The organism is Buttiauxella agrestis (assembly GCF_900446255.1).
In the GTDB taxonomy this organism is placed as follows: domain Bacteria; phylum Pseudomonadota; class Gammaproteobacteria; order Enterobacterales; family Enterobacteriaceae; genus Buttiauxella; species Buttiauxella agrestis.
In genome coordinates this window covers 2,452,568-2,472,659 of sequence record NZ_UIGI01000001.1, presented here as the reverse complement: position 1 = coordinate 2,472,659, position 20,092 = coordinate 2,452,568, and the positions used below count along the sequence as shown (strand labels likewise).

At 52.1% G+C, this 20,092-nt stretch carries 23 protein-coding genes; 7 read left to right on the top strand and 16 right to left on the bottom strand.

Annotated elements, in window-relative coordinates:
• Positions 1 to 7: 7 nt before the first annotated feature.
• Complete coding sequence (locus DY231_RS11980) at positions 8 to 1,030, bottom strand: MsnO8 family LLM class oxidoreductase (protein WP_115628560.1); 1,023 nt, start codon at positions 1,028 to 1,030, stop codon at positions 8 to 10.
• A gap of 313 nt (positions 1,031 to 1,343) precedes the next feature.
• Between DY231_RS11980 and DY231_RS11975 the strand changes: the two genes are divergently transcribed.
• Genes DY231_RS11975 through DY231_RS11965 form a run of 3 tightly spaced genes read left to right on the top strand, consistent with a single transcriptional unit; the run spans position 1,344 to position 3,006 of the window.
• Positions 1,344 to 1,667, top strand: coding sequence for a helix-turn-helix domain-containing protein (locus DY231_RS11975; protein ID WP_218568339.1), 324 nt, complete (start codon positions 1,344 to 1,346; stop codon positions 1,665 to 1,667).
• A complete protein-coding gene (locus DY231_RS11970; protein WP_115628559.1) occupies positions 1,652 to 1,966 on the top strand; it encodes a HipA N-terminal domain-containing protein in 315 nt (104 codons plus the stop codon). Before DY231_RS11975 ends, DY231_RS11970 begins: the two co-directional genes overlap by 16 nt.
• Before the next feature lie 2 nt (positions 1,967 to 1,968).
• Positions 1,969 to 3,006: a type II toxin-antitoxin system HipA family toxin gene (locus DY231_RS11965; RefSeq protein WP_115628558.1), complete on the top strand. Its 1,038-nt coding sequence runs from the start codon at positions 1,969 to 1,971 to the stop codon at positions 3,004 to 3,006.
• A 52-nt stretch (positions 3,007 to 3,058) separates the two neighbouring features.
• On the opposite strand, the gene yfaU is transcribed toward DY231_RS11965, so the two are convergent.
• The 7 genes from yfaU to DY231_RS11930 form a co-directional block, all read right to left on the bottom strand.
• Positions 3,059 to 3,862: a 2-keto-3-deoxy-L-rhamnonate aldolase gene (gene yfaU / locus DY231_RS11960; protein ID WP_115628557.1), complete on the bottom strand. Its 804-nt coding sequence runs from the start codon at positions 3,860 to 3,862 to the stop codon at positions 3,059 to 3,061.
• A complete protein-coding gene (locus DY231_RS11955) occupies positions 3,859 to 5,154 on the bottom strand; it encodes an MFS transporter (protein ID WP_115628556.1) in 1,296 nt (431 codons plus the stop codon). The genes yfaU and DY231_RS11955 overlap by 4 nt, the downstream gene beginning before the upstream one ends.
• Before the next feature lie 87 nt (positions 5,155 to 5,241).
• Positions 5,242 to 6,447 carry an L-rhamnonate dehydratase gene (gene rhmD / locus DY231_RS11950; RefSeq protein ID WP_115628555.1) on the bottom strand — a complete coding sequence of 402 codons (1,206 nt, stop codon included), beginning with the start codon at positions 6,445 to 6,447 and terminating at the stop codon, positions 5,242 to 5,244.
• Between the two features lie 25 nt (positions 6,448 to 6,472).
• A complete protein-coding gene (locus DY231_RS11945; RefSeq protein WP_115628554.1) occupies positions 6,473 to 7,252 on the bottom strand; it encodes an IclR family transcriptional regulator in 780 nt (259 codons plus the stop codon).
• A gap of 249 nt (positions 7,253 to 7,501) precedes the next feature.
• A complete protein-coding gene (gene tsr, locus DY231_RS11940; protein WP_115628553.1) occupies positions 7,502 to 9,166 on the bottom strand; it encodes a methyl-accepting chemotaxis protein in 1,665 nt (554 codons plus the stop codon).
• An 86-nt stretch (positions 9,167 to 9,252) separates the two neighbouring features.
• On the bottom strand, positions 9,253 to 9,762 hold the full coding sequence (locus DY231_RS11935) for a PadR family transcriptional regulator (protein WP_115628552.1): 510 nt from the start codon (positions 9,760 to 9,762) through the stop codon (positions 9,253 to 9,255).
• Positions 9,762 to 10,523: a siderophore-interacting protein gene (locus DY231_RS11930; RefSeq protein WP_115628551.1), complete on the bottom strand. Its 762-nt coding sequence runs from the start codon at positions 10,521 to 10,523 to the stop codon at positions 9,762 to 9,764. Before DY231_RS11930 ends, DY231_RS11935 begins: the two co-directional genes overlap by 1 nt.
• Positions 10,524 to 10,788: 265 nt before the next feature.
• Between DY231_RS11930 and DY231_RS11925 the strand changes: the two genes are divergently transcribed.
• Entirely contained in the window at positions 10,789 to 11,016 is a 228-nt protein-coding gene (locus DY231_RS11925) for an HP1242/YdcH family protein (protein WP_115628550.1), read from the top strand.
• A 68-nt stretch (positions 11,017 to 11,084) separates the two neighbouring features.
• Here DY231_RS11925 and yqfB read toward each other — a convergent pair whose 3' ends face one another.
• A complete protein-coding gene (gene yqfB, locus DY231_RS11920) occupies positions 11,085 to 11,414 on the bottom strand; it encodes a N(4)-acetylcytidine aminohydrolase (RefSeq protein ID WP_115628549.1) in 330 nt (109 codons plus the stop codon).
• A 45-nt stretch (positions 11,415 to 11,459) separates the two neighbouring features.
• Positions 11,460 to 11,633, bottom strand: a complete 174-nt coding sequence (locus DY231_RS11915) for a GhoT/OrtT family toxin (protein ID WP_115628548.1) — start codon at positions 11,631 to 11,633, stop codon at positions 11,460 to 11,462.
• Between the two features lie 230 nt (positions 11,634 to 11,863).
• Here DY231_RS11915 and DY231_RS11910 point away from each other — a divergent pair, with 230 nt between their 5' ends.
• Entirely contained in the window at positions 11,864 to 12,193 is a 330-nt protein-coding gene (locus tag DY231_RS11910; RefSeq protein WP_034495476.1) for a DUF3302 domain-containing protein, read from the top strand.
• A gap of 4 nt (positions 12,194 to 12,197) precedes the next feature.
• Complete coding sequence (locus tag DY231_RS11905; protein WP_115628547.1) at positions 12,198 to 13,334, top strand: HlyD family secretion protein; 1,137 nt, start codon at positions 12,198 to 12,200, stop codon at positions 13,332 to 13,334.
• 96 nt (positions 13,335 to 13,430) lie between these two features.
• On the opposite strand, the gene patD is transcribed toward DY231_RS11905, so the two are convergent.
• From patD to ydcS, 5 genes are read right to left on the bottom strand one after another with little or no spacing between them, the layout of a single operon-like run.
• Positions 13,431 to 14,855: an aminobutyraldehyde dehydrogenase gene (patD, locus tag DY231_RS11900; RefSeq protein ID WP_115628546.1), complete on the bottom strand. Its 1,425-nt coding sequence runs from the start codon at positions 14,853 to 14,855 to the stop codon at positions 13,431 to 13,433.
• Between the two features lie 15 nt (positions 14,856 to 14,870).
• Positions 14,871 to 15,677: an ABC transporter permease gene (locus DY231_RS11895; protein ID WP_115628545.1), complete on the bottom strand. Its 807-nt coding sequence runs from the start codon at positions 15,675 to 15,677 to the stop codon at positions 14,871 to 14,873.
• On the bottom strand, positions 15,667 to 16,605 hold the full coding sequence (locus DY231_RS11890; RefSeq protein ID WP_370511299.1) for an ABC transporter permease: 939 nt from the start codon (positions 16,603 to 16,605) through the stop codon (positions 15,667 to 15,669). Before DY231_RS11890 ends, DY231_RS11895 begins: the two co-directional genes overlap by 11 nt.
• Before the next feature lie 7 nt (positions 16,606 to 16,612).
• Positions 16,613 to 17,638, bottom strand: coding sequence for an ABC transporter ATP-binding protein (locus tag DY231_RS11885; RefSeq protein ID WP_115628543.1), 1,026 nt, complete (start codon positions 17,636 to 17,638; stop codon positions 16,613 to 16,615).
• 14 nt (positions 17,639 to 17,652) lie between these two features.
• Positions 17,653 to 18,798 carry a putative ABC transporter substrate-binding protein YdcS gene (gene ydcS / locus DY231_RS11880; RefSeq protein ID WP_115628542.1) on the bottom strand — a complete coding sequence of 382 codons (1,146 nt, stop codon included), beginning with the start codon at positions 18,796 to 18,798 and terminating at the stop codon, positions 17,653 to 17,655.
• A 293-nt stretch (positions 18,799 to 19,091) separates the two neighbouring features.
• Here ydcS and DY231_RS11875 point away from each other — a divergent pair, with 293 nt between their 5' ends.
• Positions 19,092 to 19,478 (top strand): VOC family protein, encoded by a 387-nt coding sequence (locus tag DY231_RS11875; RefSeq protein WP_115628541.1) that lies wholly within the window; start codon positions 19,092 to 19,094, stop codon positions 19,476 to 19,478.
• Positions 19,479 to 19,554: 76 nt separating this feature from the next.
• Here the strand turns inward: DY231_RS11875 and DY231_RS11870 are convergent, their stop codons facing one another.
• Entirely contained in the window at positions 19,555 to 20,091 is a 537-nt protein-coding gene (locus tag DY231_RS11870) for a GNAT family N-acetyltransferase (RefSeq protein WP_115628540.1), read from the bottom strand.
• Position 20,092 lies beyond the last annotated feature (1 nt).

Below are 20,092 nucleotides of genomic sequence, written 5' to 3'. Positions count from 1 at the left end.
CGTCCCCTTACCAGGCATCATGCTGGGCAGCAAAATCGAGGTGCGATATGGCAGGCTGAACGCCAGCTAACAAACGCAGCGATTGAAGACGAGCGACCGGGTCGGCAATCGGGGTATCAATAATAAATTCGTCGATAGCGAACTCTTTGCTCAATGCCGCAAGCCCGGCGTGAACCGTCTCCGCAGTGCCTTTTAGCAGTGAAGGTTCGCGGCGTTCGATTTTTTTGATGGCGCTCCCCGCCTGGCGAGCAAACGCGTGGGCCTGCGCTTCACTGGCCACACTGACGCGCTGGTTGTTTTCCAGTTCAACACTCCAGATCTCGACAAGACTGGCTAATTGGTCAGCTTTTTCAGCGTCAGCGGCGACAATCACCTGCACCGCCACTATCGTGTCGAGCGAACTGCGGCTGCGCCATGAACTCAATACTTCGCGCATCAGGGCTTTGTCCCCATTCAGATGGGCGGCGTAGACAAAATTCCAGTTCAGGTTTGCGGCAAGCGTCGCACTTTCAAGACTGGCACCTAACAAGAATCGATCGGCGCTACGAGCGGGAACCGGCGTGGCGCGCAGGGTTTCTTCGTCATCTTGTGCGGCAGGTAAAGAAAGCCAGTTATCGAGCTGGGCGAGTTGATCGGCAAATGAGGATTTATCCTGCACGCCGCGCTGCAACGCTTTGGTCGAAAGCGGTAAACCGCCAGGCGCTTTACCAACACCGAGATCAATGCGCCCCGGTGCCAGGTTCGCCAGTAAGTTGAAGTTTTCGGCCACTTTATATGGGCTGTAGTGCTGCAACATCACCCCGCCGGAACCGACACGAATACGGTTTGTTTGCCCGATGATCCACGCAATAAGCAGCTCCGGTGAAGGGCTTGCCAGCCGGGCGGTGTTATGGTGCTCGGCAATCCAGAAGCGGTGATAGCCCCAGGCTTCGGCCTGTTGTGCCAGATGCAACGTGTGCTTCAGCGCCTCAGCAGGCGTGTCATCCTGAGCGACCGGGATTTTATCCAACAAACTGATTCGATAAGACATGCAACAAACTCGTGTTGATTAACATGCCTTCATTAATAGGGATTCGCGCTACCTGAGTGAAACAATTAATTTACATTTGGTTATCCAGAATCTGGATAAGCCGATTTCGCTTCCTGTTAAAAGCTCACAAATGGTCTATTGTCGTGTTTATCATTCATAAAAAGGTCTTTAATAATCTATTAAATATGGATCAGACCAAATATGAGCCATTTAAATTAAAAAAAAGACAATAAAGCTCACGCATGATACATTTTTGTATCAAAGGCTCACAGACAACCATTTCCCTGCTTAAATGAAAAGAAAGGGGTCAGAAATGAACTACGACACCACTACGCTTGCCGACAAACTGCATGCGATGGGCGAATTATTGAATGACGTTAAAAAAGCGGTGATTCTGCGGGCGCAGGAATCAGACCTGGCCGTAAGCGAACACGTCATTAGCGAATCAGCCCAACTCGGGGCGCAACTCAACCAGCGCCGCAAAGAGCTCGACATCGACCTGGCAACACTTGAGCTGCAAACTGGCGTGTCGGCATCCACGCTCAAACGCCTGTTTAAAGATCCGGAACAGGTCAAATTTGGCACGGTATTACGCGTTGCCGAGGCGCTGGGGGTGAAATTATGCGCCGCCGTGTAGAGGTCTGGTTATACGGTGAACCGGTGGGTGAGCTGCGCCAGGACGACAACGGTTTTGCATTTAGCTATCGCGCAGATTACGTCGGCCCGCCGCTGTCGCTCAGTTTACCGGTGCGTGTGGGTCATTTTCAAAGCCCGACGCTGCCGCCCTTTTTTGCCTCGCTGGCACCGGAAGGCTGGCTGAAAATGCGCTACAGCCAATTACAGCAGCGCGACGAGCATGACCTTCTCGGGATGCTTATCGATAACGGTAAAAACCTGATTGGTGCGGTGCAACTGGTCAGCATGCAAGAGGATTAACGATGCGTTGCCCTATTCTTTTGACGCCGCTGGTGCAGGCCAAAGAGCGAGAGTCCGGCTATTCAACCAAAGGGCTGAAGCACCTGACTGGCTCTGGCAAAGTGAACCCGCAGCTAAGTTTTACGCGCAATGAATTTATTCATGAATTGCCCAAAGCCCAGCGCGGGATGAGCATCTCCGGCTATCAGCCTAAATTGCAAATGGTGGTGCGCGACGGTGAATTTGCCGTGGTTGAACACCAGGGCGAATACATCCTAAAACCGTCCCCGGCAGAATTCCCCCATCTGGCGGAAAACGAACACGCCACCATGACGCTTATGGCGCGGCTGGGATTTGACGTGCCGCCTCATGGGCTGGTGAGATTTGCGTGTGAAGACAACCAAGCCACGCCAGAGTTGGCCTTTGTGATCCGCCGCTTTGACAGAGACATTCAAACCGGGGCGGCAATCCACCAGGAACAACTGGATGCGGCGATGAATGTCGGCGAAAAGTACGGAAAAACCGGCAGCGACGGCAAACAGAACGTCAGCTATCAACAATTAGCCGAGTTCCTGACGCAGCATGTGAATAGCAACCTCGCCTTTAAAATCGACCTGTTCCGGCGCATTGCTTACGCGTATCTGCTGGGCAATAACGATATGCACCTGCGCAATTTCGGGCTGATACACCCGCGTATGGGCGAGCCGACGCTATCGCCGGTTTATGATTTTGTCTCGGTTGCGCCCTATCCGGCCATTTTTAGCTCAGGATTTATGGCGCTGCCGTTACTGAGTTGCGAGGAAGGCGAACGCGAGTTAGCGCCCGGTTTTAAAACCGCATACGGCGAATATCTGGGTATGGATTTCCGGGAACTCGGCCTGGCGATAGGATTGACCGACAAACTGATCGTCAAGTTATTAAGTGATTTGCAAAAAGAGAGTCGCATTGTGGAAGCGGTATATCGTGATTCGTTTATGCCGCCCGAGGCGATTGACGCCACGCTGCGTTGTTACCATCAGCGCCTGGACAGGTTGATGCGCCTGGATGAGGCGGAATTGTAGATTGGGAAATGTCGGGTGACGCTTGCGCTTACCCGACCTACGGTTTGCTTTGTTAGTAGCTGTTTTTATTACCGTTGCTCACTGGCGTCTGGCTGAATAACGCCAGCCGGGCATCCAGCGCTTGTGTATAGAGCATGGTATCCACGCCAACCGCGACGAAATTAGCGCCCCACTCGATGCATTTTTTCGCCATTTCCGGGTTAACCGCCAGGAATCCCGCCGCCTTCCCTGCATGACGAATGCGGCGAATGCTCTGCTCAATGATGCGCTGCACTTCCGGGTGGTTGGCGTTATCCGGATAACCCAATGATGCGGACAAATCTGCCGGACCGATAAAAATCCCGTCGATACCATCGACTTCCAGTAAAGCGTCCAGGTTATCCAGTGCCGTTTTGCTTTCGGCCTGAATTAACACGCATAATTCATCGTTCGCCTGCGCCATATAGTTTTCTACCCGCCCCCAGCGGGCGGCGCGAGCCACACTAGCGCCAACGCCACGGGTTCCAAGCGGTGGGTAACGTGTGGCGCTGACAATCTCGCGCGCCTGCTCAGGCGTATCCACCATCGGAATAAGCAGAGTGCGGGCGCCAATATCCAACATCTGCTTAATAATGCTCCGCTGTCCTTCAACGGGACGGATCACCGGCTGGCTGCGGTAAGCGGCAATGGCCTGCAACTGATGATAGAGATCCTGCACGGTATTGGGAGCATGTTCACCGTCTATCAAAAGCCAGTCATAACCTGATGTCGCCGCAATTTCAGCCAGGTAGGATGAGGTGCTACTCAACCACAGCCCAATTTGTACCTCGTTGTTCAAAATGCCCTGCTTAAACGGATTAGATAACAGCGAATTCATACCGATTCCTTTTTATTAATTCGTGTTAGCGGTGCCTGTTTTGCCACGCTAAGAGTGAAGATAATCAACGCACCGACAATGGCGATGCCAGCCAGCGCCAGCAATCCTGCGGCATTGCTGTTAAAAGCCGTTTCCGCTTTGACTCGAATAAGCGGTGCCAGAAAACCGCCAACCGCGCCGAACAGATTCACAAAACCAATGCCTGCGGCCAGCGCCGTCCCTGAAAGAAGCTGCGTGGGCATCGTCCAGAAAACCGGTTGTACGGCAATAAAACCAATGGCCGCCACACACAGCGCAACAATGGCGAAAACAGGGCTGACTAAGCCAGAAACCCCAATACCCACGCCCGCGGCCAGCAGCGTCAGAGCCGCCACATTTTTACGATCGCCGGTTCTGTCGGAGTAACGCGGGATGTACCAGGTACCAAACAGAGCGGCTATCCAGGGAATGGCGGTGACCAGGGAGGCGGTAAACCCGACTTTGGTGCCCATCAGTTCTGCGACCTGGGTGGGTAAGAAGAAAATCAGCCCGTATACCGCAATCTGAATGGTCATGTAGATGATGGCGAGCTGCCATACCCGGCTGTTGCTGATGGCGTCCATAAACCGCGAGTTGGTTTTCTTCTCGTCTTCAAGCGCCAGTTGAGCCAGCAACACTCGCTTCTCTTCTTCCGTCAGAAAACGGGCTTTTTGTGGGGTATCGTCGAGATAGAAAAAGGTGAACACACCAGCGCCCACGGCCAGCAGCCCCTCAATCAGAAACATCCAGTACCAGCCGGGGCTGCCCATAAAGCCATGCATTTCCAGTAACGCACCGGAAAGTGGTGAGCCAAGGGTTAACGCCAGAGGCGCGCCCATGTAAAACAGCCCCATAATTGCAGCGCGATTTTGCTGCGGGAACCATTGTGAGGTGAGATAGATCATGCCGGGGAAAAACCCAGCCTCCGCCGCACCCAGCAGTGTCCGAACAATGAGAAACTTCGCTTCGGTATCGGCGTACCCCATGGCAGCCGAGAGCATTCCCCATAACAAAGTTGTGCCACCAATCCAGCGGCGAGCCCCCCATTTTCGCATCAGCAAATTCGCCGGAACGCCCAGGAAGGCGTACACCACAAAGAAGATCCCCGCGCCAAGCGCATACGCTTCATTGCTCAGTCCGGTATCTATCTGATAGGTCTCTTTCGCAAAACCGATATTAGAGCGGTCAAGGAATGCCAGAATATACAGCGCCAGCATGAACGGAATCAGGCGTGCGCGGTTCTTCTTCACGGCGCGATTTAAAACGGAATCCATAGCAGTCTTCCTCTCAATGAGACCAATAAAGGTGACAGTGTCACGAATAAAAGGCGTTAGTGCCCTGTTGAACGTGACACGGGATGATTAATGGCTGTAAGGACGTTTAAGGTTTAATTCCCGGTTAAGCTCAACACCAAAGCCAGGTTTATCCAGCACCGATTTGTGCATCCGTCCGTTCACAGGCACCGGCTCATTGAGCAAAATCGGGTCAAACTGCGGACGCATCGTTGAGCAATCCGGACTGGTCATCAGGAATTCGCTAAAAGGCGTATTAGTAAAAGTTATCACCGCATGATGGGAGTAGACCGACGAACCGTGCGGCACAACGAGCTGCCCGCGAGATTTAGCAATCGCCGCAATTTCTACCAGCGTGGTTAAACCACCGCACCAGCCTACATCCGGCTGCATAATATCGATGCCCGTCTCCGCCAGCGTGCGGAAGGATTGCAAGGTGCCGTGGTGTTCACCGCTAGTAACCATCATACCTGGAGGCGCATTGCGCTTGAGTTCGCGATAACCTTCGTATTGCTGAGGCGGCAGGCATTCCTCGATCCACTTCAGGTTGTACGGGGCGCAGGCATGGGCAAGTTTGGTGGCATAATTCACATCCTGGCTCATCCAGCAATCGAGCATTAACCAGAAGTCTGGCCCGCATTTTTCACGATATTGCGCCACCATAGCGGCATCTTTACGGATACCCGCATCGCCATCGTGCGGCCCCCAGTGCGTTGGCATTTTGCCGCCGATAAACCCCATCTCTTTGGCGAGATCCGGGCGAGCGCCGGTGGCGTAAAACTGAATTTCATCACGCACCGCTCCTCCTAACAGCTTATAAACGGGCAGCCCGACCACTTTCCCAAACAGATCCCATAATGCGAGATCGATACAGGAAATGGTATTCATGACCAGGCCGCCAGAACCGGAGTAATACATCGAAGCATTCAGCATTTGATCGTGAATGAGTTTGATATCGCTGACGCATTTGCCTTCTATAAAACGATTGAGGTGTTTTTCGACAATAAAGCATCCCATTTCACCGGCCGTGGATACCGCGAAACCGGTCTGTCCATTTTCGGCTTCGATTTCCACCACTAAGGTGCCCAGTACGTTGATACCAAACGACTGGCGTGATTGCTCATACTGGGCGTATTTACTCATTGGTGTCGCGATATGGTCATCAATCCAGTGCTGATTGCCCTGATCGTGGTAATCGGCACCCCCGCTGCCTTTTTCTGCGGTCGCACCGCCCAGGTACCAGGCTCGAACGTGTTTAATTTTAGGTAGGGTCATTGGGTCGTTCTCCTTATGAAATAGGTTATGAGGCTTTCAGGTCAAACGGACTGCGCCAGCCGAGTAAACGGGAAATATCTTTGGCGCAGGCAATAGTCTGGCTGGCAATCAGGTCACGATTGTCATCATTGATTTGCAGGCGAGTACCGACCACTGAGATAGCGGCAGTGAGGTTGTTGTGCCCATTGAATACAGGAGCGGCGACACAGCGCACATCGGTATAATCTTCCCCCCGGTCATAGCTCCAGCCTTGATAGCGGATCTTTTCTATCTCCTGGAGCATGCGTTCTGGGGTGGTAATCGAGGTCAGCGTACTGGGGCTGTAATCAAGCCCGGCAACAATGTTTTCACGCTGCGGCGAGGGCTGCCAGGCGAGCAGGCATTTGCCAATACCCGAACGGCTCAGCGAGAGACTTTTCCCTTCATGCGAACGCACGCTGATAGTGGATGAGGATTCGATTTTCAGGATGTAATAAGCATTCCCGCCATCAATGATCCCCAAATGACACAGCAATCCGGTCAGCTCCATTAATTGAGTCAGACGCTTACGGGCAATATCCCGCAGGTCGATTTTACTCAGCGCATGCCCGGCAAGCTCAACCAGCTTGGTCCACAGGCAGTAGTTATCTTGTGCATCAACCGCCAGAAACCGGTGCTTCTTTAATTCCGCTAACAGCAGATAAAGAGTGCTTTTCGGGATACCCAGTGCGTTCATCAACGTTGCAGCACTGGATGGCCCGTGCTGCGCAATGAAATTGATAATTTCGATAGATCGCGTGAGTGCGGGAACTTTGCTTGATTCCATTGGGCTGGACTCCGGTCTTGTCTGATGGAATCAAGTGTGGCGATCGGTACGCTGTGCTTATGTGAAGAGGGTCATACTTTTTTGTTTGTCGGATAAACGCGAAGATTTAGTACGGAGAAATGTGAGGAAGCACGCAGATTTTTTTAGCAGCAGTACAACAGGTTGTACTGGAACTGACATTTACGCGTTGTAGGCCGGATAAGCGCAGCGTCATCCGGCACTGTCGCTTATCCAGGCTTGTCTAAAAAATCAGAAGGTTTCCCAGTTCTCGTTTGAGTCGCTGACGGCGGCTTTACGATTCATCACCGGAGCGATAGTCAGTTTTGGCTCAACCTGACGAGACTCCTTTTTGGCTTCCTGACCAATACGGAACACGGCAACAGCCTGAGTCAAACGGCTCGCCTGATCTTCCAGTGCAGAAGCGGCGGCGGCGGATTCCTCCACCAGGGCGGCGTTTTGCTGGGTTACGCGATCCATTTCAGACACCGCCAGACCGACCTGGTCGATACCCCGGCTTTGCTCATCAGACGCCGACGCGATTTCGCCCATGATATCCGTCACACGCGTGACCGCATTGACGATTTCACCCATGGTTTCGCCCGCGCTTTCAACCAGCGTTGAACCGGTATCCACTTTGTTGACGGAATCTTCAATCAGGCCTTTGATCTCTTTCGCCGCTTGCGCGCTGCGTTGCGCCAGGTTGCGGACTTCACCTGCAACAACCGCAAAACCTCGGCCTTGTTCACCGGCACGCGCCGCTTCAACAGCGGCGTTCAGCGCCAGAATATTGGTCTGGAAAGCGATGCCATCAATCACACTGGTAATGTCGGCAATTTTCTTCGAGCTGCCAGCGATGTCATTCATGGTGCGCACCACGTTATCCACCACTTTGCCGCCCTTCTGCGCGGTTTCTGACGCGCTCAACGCCAGCTGGCTTGCCTGGCGGGCGTTTTCGGCATTCTGCTTAACGGTCGCGGTCAGCTGTTCCATGCTGGCAGCGGTCTCTTCAAGCGAAGCGGCTTGTTGCTCGGTACGGGAAGACAGGTCGTTATTACCGATAGAGATTTCACTGGCACCGCTATAAATCGCATGTGCGCCGTTACGAACTTCGTTAACAGTGCTCACAAGCTCTGACTGCATGTGTCGCAGACTTGCCGCCAGTTGGCCCATTTCATTGGTGCCATGCACATCAATGGTGTGCACCAAATCGCCATCCGCAATGTGGCGGATGTTATCAATCAAGCGATGAAGCGGTTCGATGAGGGTTTTCTTGATACCCAGCCACACGGTAATAATGGCCGCGACAACCAGCGTCAGAATGACAACCAGTATCCAGATGGCCTGTGAATAAGACTGGTTATTGTCGTCAACCGCTTCCTGGTACAAGTGGTCGTTTTGTTGCAGATAGTTAACGTACTCTTTCTCAAACCCATCCTGATACTTCTGCGTCGGCTGGTCGAAGAATTCATTAATTTTACCCGCCCCCAGCAACTGGATCAGTTCGGCCAAAGCACCATGGTAAATCGCATAGTTACGCTTGATTTCATTGATGGACTCTTCGCTCTGGCGCGGATCGCGTGGCAGCGCTTCATACGCGGCCCACTCTTTTTCGGCCTGCTTGAGCGACTGGCTGGCAATCAGCATCAGCTCATTGACCGTCGCACCACTCCCGATGTTGTTGGTGTCCATCATATGACGGATACCCGCACGGTTAAGCGTGTTGCGGGTTTGCAATAACGCCACCCAGCTACCGTTGAGCGTCGACTGTTGCTGGCGAATCGTTTGCAGCACAGTGAAGTTTTCTTTGTCGTTTTTCAGCGCGTTAAAGAACAACCCGCCGGACGTCATTTGTAAAATTCCAAATAAACCCAGCACAAATAGTAGGCTGGTAACAACTTTTATACGATTTAACATGCTTTTTTATTCTCATGGCAACAGAAGCATATAGTTTCGGCAGATTTGGGCGAATCTTTATGCTTCATTGTCGAGAATGGACGAAATTAACTCCGCTCGATATCTTTCGCGGCCTGATCCAGGGTATCGATGATTTTATACAGCGTCTCTTTAGGTAAATCGCTCTGGCCAAGTTTGGTATTGAGCGCCATTTTGAAATTATGAATCGCGCGCTGAATCTCTGGCAAACGGCGGTTGTCACCCAGCACGCCTAACGATTCGAGCTTCGCAATGATATGCCCAAGGTGTTCCTGCTGTTGCGCGAGTTCAGCCTGACCCTCTGCGGTTAACATCCAGGCTTTTTTACTGCTGTCGCCCTGCACCGCAGCGATAAATCCCATCTCCTCAAGTAACGAAAGGTTCGGGTAGATAATCCCGGGACTGGGTACGTATTCACCTTTGGCCGTCGCTTCGATGGACTTAATCAACTCGTAACCGTGGGCCGCGTTACCTGAAAGGAAATGCAGGATCAGCAAACGAATGTCGCTGGCATCAAACAGACGCTCGCGGCGCATGCGTGCTTTGCCTTCCATGCCACCGTGTTCGTGAACTCTCATTATTTGTTATGCCAGTAAGCCACAGCGCGGATGTAATCTCCGTCCAGCCCCCGCTTTTCCAGCAGTTCATCGCTCAGTTGTTTCACATCGCGCCCTTCACCCGTTATCCAGACAAAATAGTCGCTGGACGGGAATTCAAGTTCGCTGATGCGTCTGGCGATAGATTCGGTATCAAGCCATTCGATGTGCGCGTGTTCAAACTCACGGAGGTAATCGTGAGTATCCGGGTGATGGCTGTTAACCAGCACCAGCGGGGAAATGTGTTGCGCCAGCGAAGCCAAACGACGGCGTACCGCAGGCAAACCACTTTCATCACAAACATAAACCTGGAAAGCGTAATCAACGGGAATAACCAGCGAACCTCTTGGCCCGCCGATAAGCAACGTATCGCCAGTTTGCGCGTTTTCCGCCCACAGGCTGGCAACGCCACCGTCGTGAATATAGAAATCCAGCGTCAGTTCATTACGCGCGGCATCAAAATGCAGCGGCGTGTAGTCGCGGGAAATGGGGCGAGCGCCTTCCCCCCAGACAATCCCATCGTCAGTGACGGATGGGCGCGCGAAGTCACCGGTTTCAGGTGGGAAGAAGACTTTTACGTGGTCATCAAAGCCCTGTGAGGAAAAGCCCGCCAGCTCCGGACTGGTAAACACAATGCGATGAAAACACCCGGCAATAGTTTCTTTATTTTTAACGGTTAACTCGCGAAATTTGAGTTCATTTTTTACGCGCTGCGGGAGATGGGGTTTGGTTTGTAAGGTCATTGGATTCTCATTTTTCGGCATTTAAGATATATCATAGATATGTTTTAGCACACGATAATGAGATTGTCGTTGTCAATTTTTGCTTTTATGCAAGGCATAAAGTGGCGAAAATATCATCAGAATAGTGAACTCACAAGATGGGTCGCAAATTGACAAACCCTTACGAAGCGGTGCTTTCAATTTGCCTTAAGGAGTGCCTACACTGGCTATGGCAGCAAGTGCCAAGCGACATTCCATTCACCCACCCAAGTCCAGGAGGTATGTCATGTTTCCTGAGTACCGTGAATTGATCAACGAACTAAAATCCGCTAACCCGCGTTTCCTCAGCTTGTTTGACAAGCACAATCAACTCGACGACGAGATTTTACGCAAGGGAGGACCGCAAGGGACGGGATGCAACGAAAAGGTCGTGCAGATGAAAAAAGAAAAGTTGCGGCTAAAAGATGAGTTGTATCAGATGTTGAAGAAGGCCAGTCAGCAAACCTCTTCGTAGGTCGGATAAGCAAAGCGTCATCCGACACTATTGACGCTAATGGTGGATGACGCTAGCGCTTATCCACCCTACAAAACCCGTTGTTCGCCCTTTGCCTGCAATCTAAAAACAATCGCGTAAAGCTCCGTCAAACCGGGATAAATTTCACCAATCACTGCTTTGAGTTCCGGCAGCGTCATATTTTCCTGGCGCGCGTGCTCGTCTGTCAGCTTTTCAAGCGCTACCGGAGTCACGCTCACCACTTCAATGGTGCAAAAGTAGACGTCATCTTCATAACGCCCTACGCGCAACTGTTGGCCTGGGATAAAGTGCGACTCCGAAACATCGCGCAGCGTAATGGTTTTACGCCCGGCAACGATATCGCTCTCAAAGCGTTGAAAAAATGTTATGTCGTTCATGGAATACCTGTTCGGCTAAACCCTGAGCCATGTATATGACGGGTTTTAGAAAAGAGAAAACATCAACGCGACTGGAAAACTCATCGGCCACGTTGCGCCCACCAGCACAGAGCTTAACAGTTTAATTCTTTTGGTATCACGAGCCAAAAACCATGTGATAAAAGCGGTGATTAACGACATTGCAGCGTAAAAAACCAACATATGTTGATAAGTAGTCATGAATAATTAAGGGCTTTGAAAAATTATGTTGCGGAATATGCCGTTTTTTATGACTCAGATCAAGTTTTAGCGACCCTGCTGGCTTCAAAGCAATCGAGTAAAAGCACGTGCCATCCCTCTTAATGGGGAGAGCTTAATGATAACGGGTGAGATTTTTATAATTCCCTGCCGCCTGATTTGATAGCGTCTATCTTTAATACAGAACCGCTGTTCTATGAATCGAGGCCGCTATGTTTCTTAACTATTTTGCGCTCGGCGTGCTTATTTTCGTTTTCCTGATTATTTTTTACGGGATCATTATTCTTCACGATATTCCTTATCTTATTGCGAAAGCACGTAATCATCCCCATGCCGATGCTATTCATGTAGCGGGCTGGGTAAGTTTGTTTACGCTGCATGTTATCTGGCCGTTTTTGTGGATTTGGGCCACTCTTTACCGACCTGAAAGAGGCTGGGGTATGCAACAAAACCCCGACGCAACACTGGCTTCGTTACAGCAAAGGGTTTCTGAGCTGGAGCAAAAGTTAGGCGACAATAAAATAATACCGCCATCGGAGTAACATCATGGATTTGCTCATTATCCTGACATATGTTGCTATTGCCTGGTCAATCTTCAAAATATTTAAAATACCGGTAAATAAATGGACAGTGCCAACGGCTGCCCTCGGCGGCGTATTTTTAATTGGCGCGCTTATTTTGTTAATGAACTACAACCATCCTTATACTTATTTAGCGCAAAAAGCGGTGATTTCTATTCCACTTACTCCACAAGTTACCGGTGTGGTGAGTGAAGTGACTGATAAACAAAATATGATGATTAAAAAAGGAGAAGTGCTGTTTAAATTAGATCCCACCCGCTACCAAACGCGAGTGGACAGACTCCAGGCTGATTTAACGACGGCGATTCACAGCACTCAGTCACTTAAAGGTGAACTCGATGAAGCCGTGGCAAATACCACGCGAGTCACCGCAGAGCGCGATAGATTATATAAAGATTACCAACGTTACTTGCGCGGCAGTCAGGCGCGAGTGAACCCGTTTTCTGAAAGCGATATTGATAATGCCCGGCAGAATTACCTGGCTCAGGATGCGCTGGTGAAAGGCTCGCTTGCTGAGCAATCGCAAATTAAAAGCCAGTTAGACAGCATGGTGAATGGCGAACAATCACAGATTGTCAGCCTGCGCGCCCAGCTTGCTGAAGCCAAATATAACCTCAGCCAGACAGTCATTCGCGCCCCCAGCGACGGGTACGTAACGCAAGTGCTGATTCGCCCCGGCACTTATGCAGCCGCCCTGCCATTACGCCCGGTGATGGTGTTTATTCCGCAACAAAAACGACAAATTATTGCACAGTTCAGGCAAAACTCGCTGTTACGCCTCGAAGCGGGTGATGAAGCTGAAGTGGTGTTTAATGCTCTTCCCGGCCAGGTTTTCCGCGGGAAACTCACTTCAATTCTTCCGGTGGTACCTGGCGGCAGTTACCAGGCGCAAGGGACATTGCAGTCATTAACGCTCACACCCGGCAGTGACGGCGTTCTTGCGGTCATTGAGCTTGAGCCAAATCAGCAAGTTGATGATTTACCGGATGGAATTTTTGCGCAGGTCGCCGTTTACTCTGACCACTTCACTCATGTGTCGGTGATGCGTAAAGTGCTGCTGCGCATGACCAGCTGGATGCACTATCTGTATCTTGATCATTAATATGAAGAACTTATAAAAAAATACAGGTTACCTCTAAATTTATGAAGGCGGATAGACACATCCGCGCTATCCACCTTTATCCATCGTCACGAAAAGCTAGTGCTTAATCATCACATGCCGAATTACGGTGTAATCTTCCAGCCCGAATAACGACATATCCTTGCCATAACCCGAAAGTTTTTGCCCGCCGTGCGGCATTTCGCTCACCAGCATGAAATGGGTATTCACCCAGGTGCAACCGTACTGCAACCGCGCACTCAGGCGATGCGCACGACCCACGTCTTTCGTCCAGACTGATGACGCCAGCCCATAACTGGAGTCGTTGGCCCAGCCCAGAACTTGCTCTTCATCGTCAAACGTTGTGACGCTGACAACCGGGCCGAACACCTCTTTTTGCACGATGTCGTCTTCCTGTTTTGCACCAGCAAGCAGCGTCGGCTGGAAGTAATATCCCGGCCCGTCTACTTTTGCCCCGCCCGTCACCACTTTTACGTGTGCCAGGGCTTTAGCGGCATCCACCGCTTTGCTTACACGCTCAAGATGGGCGGCGGAACTCAGTGGGCCAAGTTCGGTGGACTCATCATCCGGCGCACCAAATTTCAGCGTGCTGACCGCCTCACCCAGCTTCTCGACCAGTTTGTCGTAAATCCCTTTCTGAGCGTAGATACGACACGCGGCAGTGCAATCCTGCCCGGCGTTATAATAACCAAAGGTACGAACCCCTTCGACGACGGCATCTAAGTCGGCATCATCAAACACAATAACCGGCGCTTTGCCACCCAGTTCCATATGGGTGCGCTTAATCGAAGGCGCGGTATGGCTGATGATATGTTCGCCCGTGGCAATCGAGCCGGTGAGCGACACCATGCGCACTTTTGGATGTCCGGTCAGCGCATCACCCACGGTTTGCCCACGCCCAAACAGCACATTCAACACGCCCGCCGGGAAAATATCTTTTGCCAGTTCAGCGAGTTTAAACGCGGTTAGCGGTGTGATTTCCGATGGTTTGATCACCACGCAGTTGCCTGCGGCCAGCGCCGGGCCGAGTTTCCAGGCCGCCATCATGAGCGGGTAGTTCCACGGCGCGATAGACGCCACTACGCCAACCGGATCACGGCGGATCATCGAGGTGTGGCCGCTAAGATATTCCCCTGCGGCCAGGCCATTCAGGCAACGGCTGGCTCCCGCGAAGAAACGGAAGACATCCACGACCGCCGGAATTTCATCATTTAACACGCAGTGATAAGGCTTGCCGCAGTTTTGCGATTCCAGACGGGCAAACGATTCGCCGTTTTGCTCGATAACATCCGCCAGCTTGAGCAGATGTTCGGCGCGCTCTTTCGGCGTGGTTTGCCCCCAGGTTGCAAATGCAAACTCTGCGGCATTCACCGCATCGTTAACCTGCTCCGTTGTGGCTTCCGCAATCTCAAGCAGCACTTCCCCCGTTGCCGGATTGTAGACCGGCAATTTTTCACCCAGGCCTTTCACTAACTGGCCGTTAATTAAGAGTTGGCTTTGCATAGTGATACCCTTTCGTTATTTACCGCTGCCCGCGACTTCATCTCCGCCACGGCTCAGCCAGTACGCCCCTAAAATCGGAATGGTGGTCATCAGCATCACCATTAACGCCACGACATTTGTCACCGGCACTTCACGCGGGCGGCCCAGTTGGTTGAGCAGCCACAGCGGCAATGTGCGTTCATGCCCGGCGGTAAAGGTGGTGACAATAATTTCATCAAACGACAGCGCAAACGCCAGCATGCCCCCGGCGAGTAACGCCGAACCTAAATTGGGCAAAATGACGTAGCGGAAGGTCTGCCAGCCATCAGCCCCTAAATCCATCGACGCTTCAATCAGGCTATACGAGGTGCGGCGAAAACGGGCGATGACGTTGTTAAAGACGATCACCACGCAGAACGTCGCGTGCCCGACCACAATCGTGAAAAACCCCGGTTCAAAATTCATCATCTTAAAGGCGGTTAACAACGCCAGCCCGGTGATAATCCCCGGTAAAGCAATGGGTAACAGCAGCAATAAAGAGATGGCATTTTTGCCGAAGAATTCCCGCCGCCACAGCGCCGCAGCCGCCAGCGTGCCAAGAATCAAAGCAAGTAACGTTGCCAGTGCGGCAATTTTAAGTGACAACGTCACCGAATCAAGAATATCGCCACGCGATGCCGCCACGCTGAACCAGTGCAACGTCAGCCCTTTGGGCGGGAAACTGAATGCCGCCTCTTCGGTGTTAAACGCATACAGCGCGATAATCAGCAGCGGGAAATGCAGGAAAATCACCCCGCCCCAGGCGGCGATTTTTAACAGTAACGGAGCGCGTTCAGAGTGCATCGAAAGCCCCCAGTCGTTTCACCAGTGAGAGATAAATCGCAATCAGCACGATGGGCACCAGCGTAAAAGCCGCCGCCATCGGCATATTGCCAATCGCACCTTGTTGAGAGTAGACCATGTTGCCGATGAAATACCCCGGCGGGCCAACCAGTTGCGGCACGATAAAATCACCCAGCGTCAGTGAGAACGTAAACACTGAGCCGGCTGCCACGCCGGGGATCGCCAGCGGCAAAATCACATGGCGGAAGGTTTGCGTCGGTCGCGCGCCCAAATCTGCCGAGGCCTGTAACAATGACGGCGGCAGGCGCTCAAGAGCAGCCTGAATCGGTAAAATCATGAACGGCAGCCAGATGTAGAGAAACACCAGAAAACGCCCAAAACCGGAGGTCGACAGCGTGTTACCGCCCACTGCCGGGATCGTCAGCATCAGGTTGAGTAACGGTTCCAGCCCCATATGATTAAGGAACCACTGCGCCACGCCATCACGAGAAAGCAACAGCGTCCAGGCGTAAGCCTTAACGATGTAGCTCGCCCACATCGGCAGCATCACGGCGATGTAGAAAAATGCTTTGAGTTTGCCCGAGGTATAACGCGCCATAAAATAGGCCATCGGGAACGCTAATACGGCACTGGCGAGCGTGACGGCCACCGCCATGGTCAGCGTGCGCAAAATAATGTCGTAGTTCGCCGGGTTAAACAGCGCGGCGATGTTGGCAAAAGTCAGGTCCGGCGTGACCGACATGGTGAAATCATCGAAGGTGTAAAACCCCTGCCACAGCAGCGTTAACAGCGAGCCAAGATAAATAACGCCGAACCACAGCAATGGCGGCAGCAATAACAACGCCAGCCAGAACCCAGGACGTTGCCACAAAAACGTGGCGACGCGCCGCATCAGGCGGTTGTCAGGATGGGACGCGGGAAGACTCATATCCATTTCATCCTTCCCCCTGCAACGGAACCATCGCTGCACGGGGCCAGACCGCGGTGACTTGCTGCCCGATTTGATAGCGTTCTTCGCTGATAATGCGTTGCGGATTCGCCTCGCTGACCAGCAGTTTTTCGCCGTCTGACAGGCGCAGTTCAAGGCGAGTTGCCGCACCCTGATAGTGGATTTCCTGAATCATGCCGCTGACCCGAACATCACCGTTGTGGGCAGGTTCATCGCTCAAAACGATATGTTCTGGCCGCAGTGAGAACAGCCCTTCCTCGCCGCACACTTTGCCGGAAAGCGCCGGTTGCAACACGTTTGAAGTGCCGACAAAACTCGCCACAAAGGCGGTGCGTGGCTGCATATACAACTGGCGCGGGGTATCGACCTGCTCAATGCGACCGTTATTAAATACCGCAACACGGTCGGACATCGACAGCGCTTCGCTCTGGTCGTGGGTGACGAAAATAAACGTGATGCCCAATTCGCGCTGGAGCTTTTTCAGTTCGCCCTGCATTTGTTCACGCAATTTGAGATCGAGTGCGCCCAAAGGTTCATCCAGCAGCAAAACGCGTGGACGATTGACTAAAGCGCGAGCCAGCGCCACACGCTGACGCTGGCCACCAGAAAGCTGCGAGGGTTTACGGGCGTGAACAAATCCCAGCGCCACGCGCTCCAGAGCTTCCTGCGCTTTGGCAAGGCGCGTCTTTTTATCGACACCCTTTACCATCAAGCCGTAAGCGACGTTTTCCAGCACCGTCATGTGTGGGAATAATGCGTAATCCTGAAAGACCGTATTCACATCGCGCTGATAAGGCGGCACGTCTTGTGCCGGTTTGCCAAAAATCGCAATTTCCCCGGATGTCACCTGCTCAAAGCCCGCAATCAGCCGCAGGCAGGTGGTTTTGCCCGAGCCAGATGGCCCGAGCATCGAGAAAAACTCCCCGTCTTCGATATCAATCGAGACGTTATCCACGGCTCGTACATCACCATAAAGGCGCGAGACGTTTCTGAACTGCACAGCGTACGGCATAACGCCTCCAGGGCTTAACGGCCACCCATAATCGCGATGTAATCCTGGGTCCAGCGGCTGTACGGCACGAATTTACCGCCTTCAGCGACCGGGGTTTTCCAGAACACAATCTTATCGAAGTAGTTATAGCCGTTGGTTTCACAACCTTTATCGCCGAGCAATGTGCTGGCTTTGCATCCTTCAGCCACTGCCGGGAGCGAACCAAACCAGGCCGCGACATCACCCTGAACTTTCGCTTTTAGCGAGTGGTCCATCCATTTGTATGCGCAATTCATATGTTTGGCATCAGCATGCAACATAGTGGTGTCCGCCCAACCGGTGACGCCTTCTTTCGGGAATACGGTGGCGATCGGCTGACCTTCACCTTTCAGGGCGTTAGCCTGATACGGCCACGCGCTGGAAGCCACAACGCCTTCGTTTTTGAAGTCACTCATTTGAACGGTGGTGTCATGCCAGTAGCGGTGAATCAGGCCGTGTTGGTCGCGCAACACTTTCAGCACTGCGGCGTATTGTTCTTCGGTGAGTTGATACGGATCGGTAATGCCCAGTTGCGGCTGTGTAGCTTTAACAAACAGCGCGGCATCGGCGATGTAAATTGGCCCATCGTAAGCCTGCACACGGCCCTGGTTAGTTTTGCCGTCCGGTAAATTTTGTTCCACAAACACCACGCTCCAGCTATCTGGCGGCGTCGGGAAGGTTTTGGTGTTGTACATCAGCAGGTTTGGTCCCCACTGATACGGCGTGCCGTACACTTTGCCGTCAACGTTAAACCACGATCCTTTCACCAGGCGCGGATCGACGTTTTTCCAGTTTGGGATGAGTGCCGTGTTTATCGGCTGCACGCGTTTACCCATAATCAGACGCAGGGACGCATCGCCCGACGCGGTCACGAGGTCATAACCTCCCTTCGCCATCAGGCTAACCATTTCATCGGAAGTGGCCGCTGTTTTCACGTTGACCTTACAGCCCGTTTCTTTTTCGAAATCCGTCACCCAGTTGTAGGCTTTATCGGTATCACCGCGTTCGATATAACCCGGCCAGGCGATGATATCGAGCTGCCCTTCGCCAGCACCGATTTTGTCCGGAAGCCCCGCCGCCTGTGCAGAGAGCACGGTCAAACAGAGGGCTGAAAGAGTCCATATAGTCTGTTTTGTACGCATTGCTGCTACTCCTGTCTGAAAGATAAAGGCGGCACGCAAGTCAAAAATCAGTGCCGAAAGAGCAAAAAAATCCCCGTATAAAAACAATAGTCTGCGGCTATATGGCAAGCATGGCGGCGAGAGGAAATTTCATCAGGATGTGATACACAGCGCAGTAAAACACGCCCCTGATATTTCTTCCGCGGTAAGATAAATGGATGATTTATAAAGTGTAGATAAGATGTAAGCGAGGCGGTGAAAGTACGCCACTGGTTTTCTTAATTATCGAAATTTCATATGGATGGAGAGAATAAATGCAGGTTGCTCATATCGCGCTGTGGACGAATAAACTTGAAGAGGCTTGTACATTCTGGCGTCTACATTTTAAAGCACATATTGGCGAGGCTTATCACTCTAAACGCCGCGAAGGTTTTATCTCCCATTTTGTGACGCTGGAAAATGGGCCTGCGCTCGAGTTAATGACGTTGCCAGGGCTGGTGGATAAACCGCCGCGTGAAGATAACCGCACCGGTTGGGCGCATATCGCCATCAGCCTTGGCTCCGTTGAAGCGGTGGATACGATGGTCGCCAGCCTCAAACCTTTGGGGGCATTAGTCCATGAAGCTCGCTGGACGGGTGATGGCTTCTACGAAGCCGTGATTTCCGACCCCGACGGTAATCTGATTGAGATCACTTCGTGATGTTTTCATTCGGTAAAGAAAGAAAAAACCTAAAGCCGGTTAACGGCTTTGGGCGAGATGGGTTCAAGAACTATTTTTAACCGGCTTTTGGGTGCGAAATTCGGTAAAGAATATGACGCCTCAAAGGGTGATGTTCTGCCAGCATTGGGTGATCAAATTCCTCGCAGCGCGTCATGCCGATTTTTTCCATTACCCGTTGTGACGGTAAGTTTTCCAGCGCGGTAAACGCGACAATTTCTGTCATGCCAAACTGTTCAAAACCAATTTCCAGCGCTTTTATTGCCGCTTCAGGCGCATAGCCTTTACCCCAAAATGGTTTATCCAGGCGCCAGCCAATTTCAATTACCGGCGAAAAAGGCAATTCGTAGCCGGGAATATTTAACCCGACAAAACCGATAAATTCCCCGCTACTCTTTTCTTCAACCGCCCACAAACCCCAGCCTTTCTCGGCGATTATCTGCTCAACGGCGTTGACCATTTTGTCGCTTTCTTCGCGAGTGCGCGTGCTGGGGAAATAGCGCATCACTTCTGGATTGGCATTTAACGCAGCAAAAGGCTCACGGTCACTTTGCTTCCAGCGGCGTAAAATCAGGCGCTCGGTGTGGTATTCCATG

Excerpts from the sequence above, each read along its gene's own strand:
- DY231_RS11885 (WP_115628543.1), bottom strand. The coding sequence starts at position 17,638 with ATGCCGTACGCTGTGCAGTTCAGAAACGTCTCGCGCCTTTATGGTGAT.
- rhmD (WP_115628555.1), bottom strand. The coding sequence starts at position 6,447 with ATGACCCTACCTAAAATTAAACACGTTCGAGCCTGGTACCTGGGCGGT.
- DY231_RS11875 (WP_115628541.1), top strand. The coding sequence starts at position 19,092 with ATGCAGGTTGCTCATATCGCGCTGTGGACGAATAAACTTGAAGAGGCT.
- tsr (WP_115628553.1), bottom strand. The coding sequence starts at position 9,166 with ATGTTAAATCGTATAAAAGTTGTTACCAGCCTACTATTTGTGCTGGGT.
- DY231_RS11910 (WP_034495476.1), top strand. The coding sequence starts at position 11,864 with ATGTTTCTTAACTATTTTGCGCTCGGCGTGCTTATTTTCGTTTTCCTG.
- DY231_RS11895 (WP_115628545.1), bottom strand. The coding sequence starts at position 15,677 with ATGCACTCTGAACGCGCTCCGTTACTGTTAAAAATCGCCGCCTGGGGC.
- ydcS (WP_115628542.1), bottom strand. The coding sequence starts at position 18,798 with ATGCGTACAAAACAGACTATATGGACTCTTTCAGCCCTCTGTTTGACC.
- DY231_RS11980 (WP_115628560.1), bottom strand. The coding sequence starts at position 1,030 with ATGTCTTATCGAATCAGTTTGTTGGATAAAATCCCGGTCGCTCAGGAT.
- DY231_RS11935 (WP_115628552.1), bottom strand. The coding sequence starts at position 9,762 with ATGAGAGTTCACGAACACGGTGGCATGGAAGGCAAAGCACGCATGCGC.
- DY231_RS11930 (WP_115628551.1), bottom strand. The coding sequence starts at position 10,523 with ATGACCTTACAAACCAAACCCCATCTCCCGCAGCGCGTAAAAAATGAA.
- DY231_RS11915 (WP_115628548.1), bottom strand. The coding sequence starts at position 11,633 with ATGACTACTTATCAACATATGTTGGTTTTTTACGCTGCAATGTCGTTA.
- DY231_RS11955 (WP_115628556.1), bottom strand. The coding sequence starts at position 5,154 with ATGGATTCCGTTTTAAATCGCGCCGTGAAGAAGAACCGCGCACGCCTG.
- yfaU (WP_115628557.1), bottom strand. The coding sequence starts at position 3,862 with ATGAATTCGCTGTTATCTAATCCGTTTAAGCAGGGCATTTTGAACAAC.
- DY231_RS11945 (WP_115628554.1), bottom strand. The coding sequence starts at position 7,252 with ATGGAATCAAGCAAAGTTCCCGCACTCACGCGATCTATCGAAATTATC.
- DY231_RS11870 (WP_115628540.1), bottom strand. The coding sequence starts at position 20,091 with ATGGAATACCACACCGAGCGCCTGATTTTACGCCGCTGGAAGCAAAGT.
- patD (WP_115628546.1), bottom strand. The coding sequence starts at position 14,855 with ATGCAAAGCCAACTCTTAATTAACGGCCAGTTAGTGAAAGGCCTGGGT.
- DY231_RS11975 (WP_218568339.1), top strand. The coding sequence starts at position 1,344 with ATGAACTACGACACCACTACGCTTGCCGACAAACTGCATGCGATGGGC.
- yqfB (WP_115628549.1), bottom strand. The coding sequence starts at position 11,414 with ATGAACGACATAACATTTTTTCAACGCTTTGAGAGCGATATCGTTGCC.
- DY231_RS11970 (WP_115628559.1), top strand. The coding sequence starts at position 1,652 with ATGCGCCGCCGTGTAGAGGTCTGGTTATACGGTGAACCGGTGGGTGAG.
- DY231_RS11905 (WP_115628547.1), top strand. The coding sequence starts at position 12,198 with ATGGATTTGCTCATTATCCTGACATATGTTGCTATTGCCTGGTCAATC.
- DY231_RS11925 (WP_115628550.1), top strand. The coding sequence starts at position 10,789 with ATGTTTCCTGAGTACCGTGAATTGATCAACGAACTAAAATCCGCTAAC.
- DY231_RS11965 (WP_115628558.1), top strand. The coding sequence starts at position 1,969 with ATGCGTTGCCCTATTCTTTTGACGCCGCTGGTGCAGGCCAAAGAGCGA.
- DY231_RS11890 (WP_370511299.1), bottom strand. The coding sequence starts at position 16,605 with ATGAGTCTTCCCGCGTCCCATCCTGACAACCGCCTGATGCGGCGCGTC.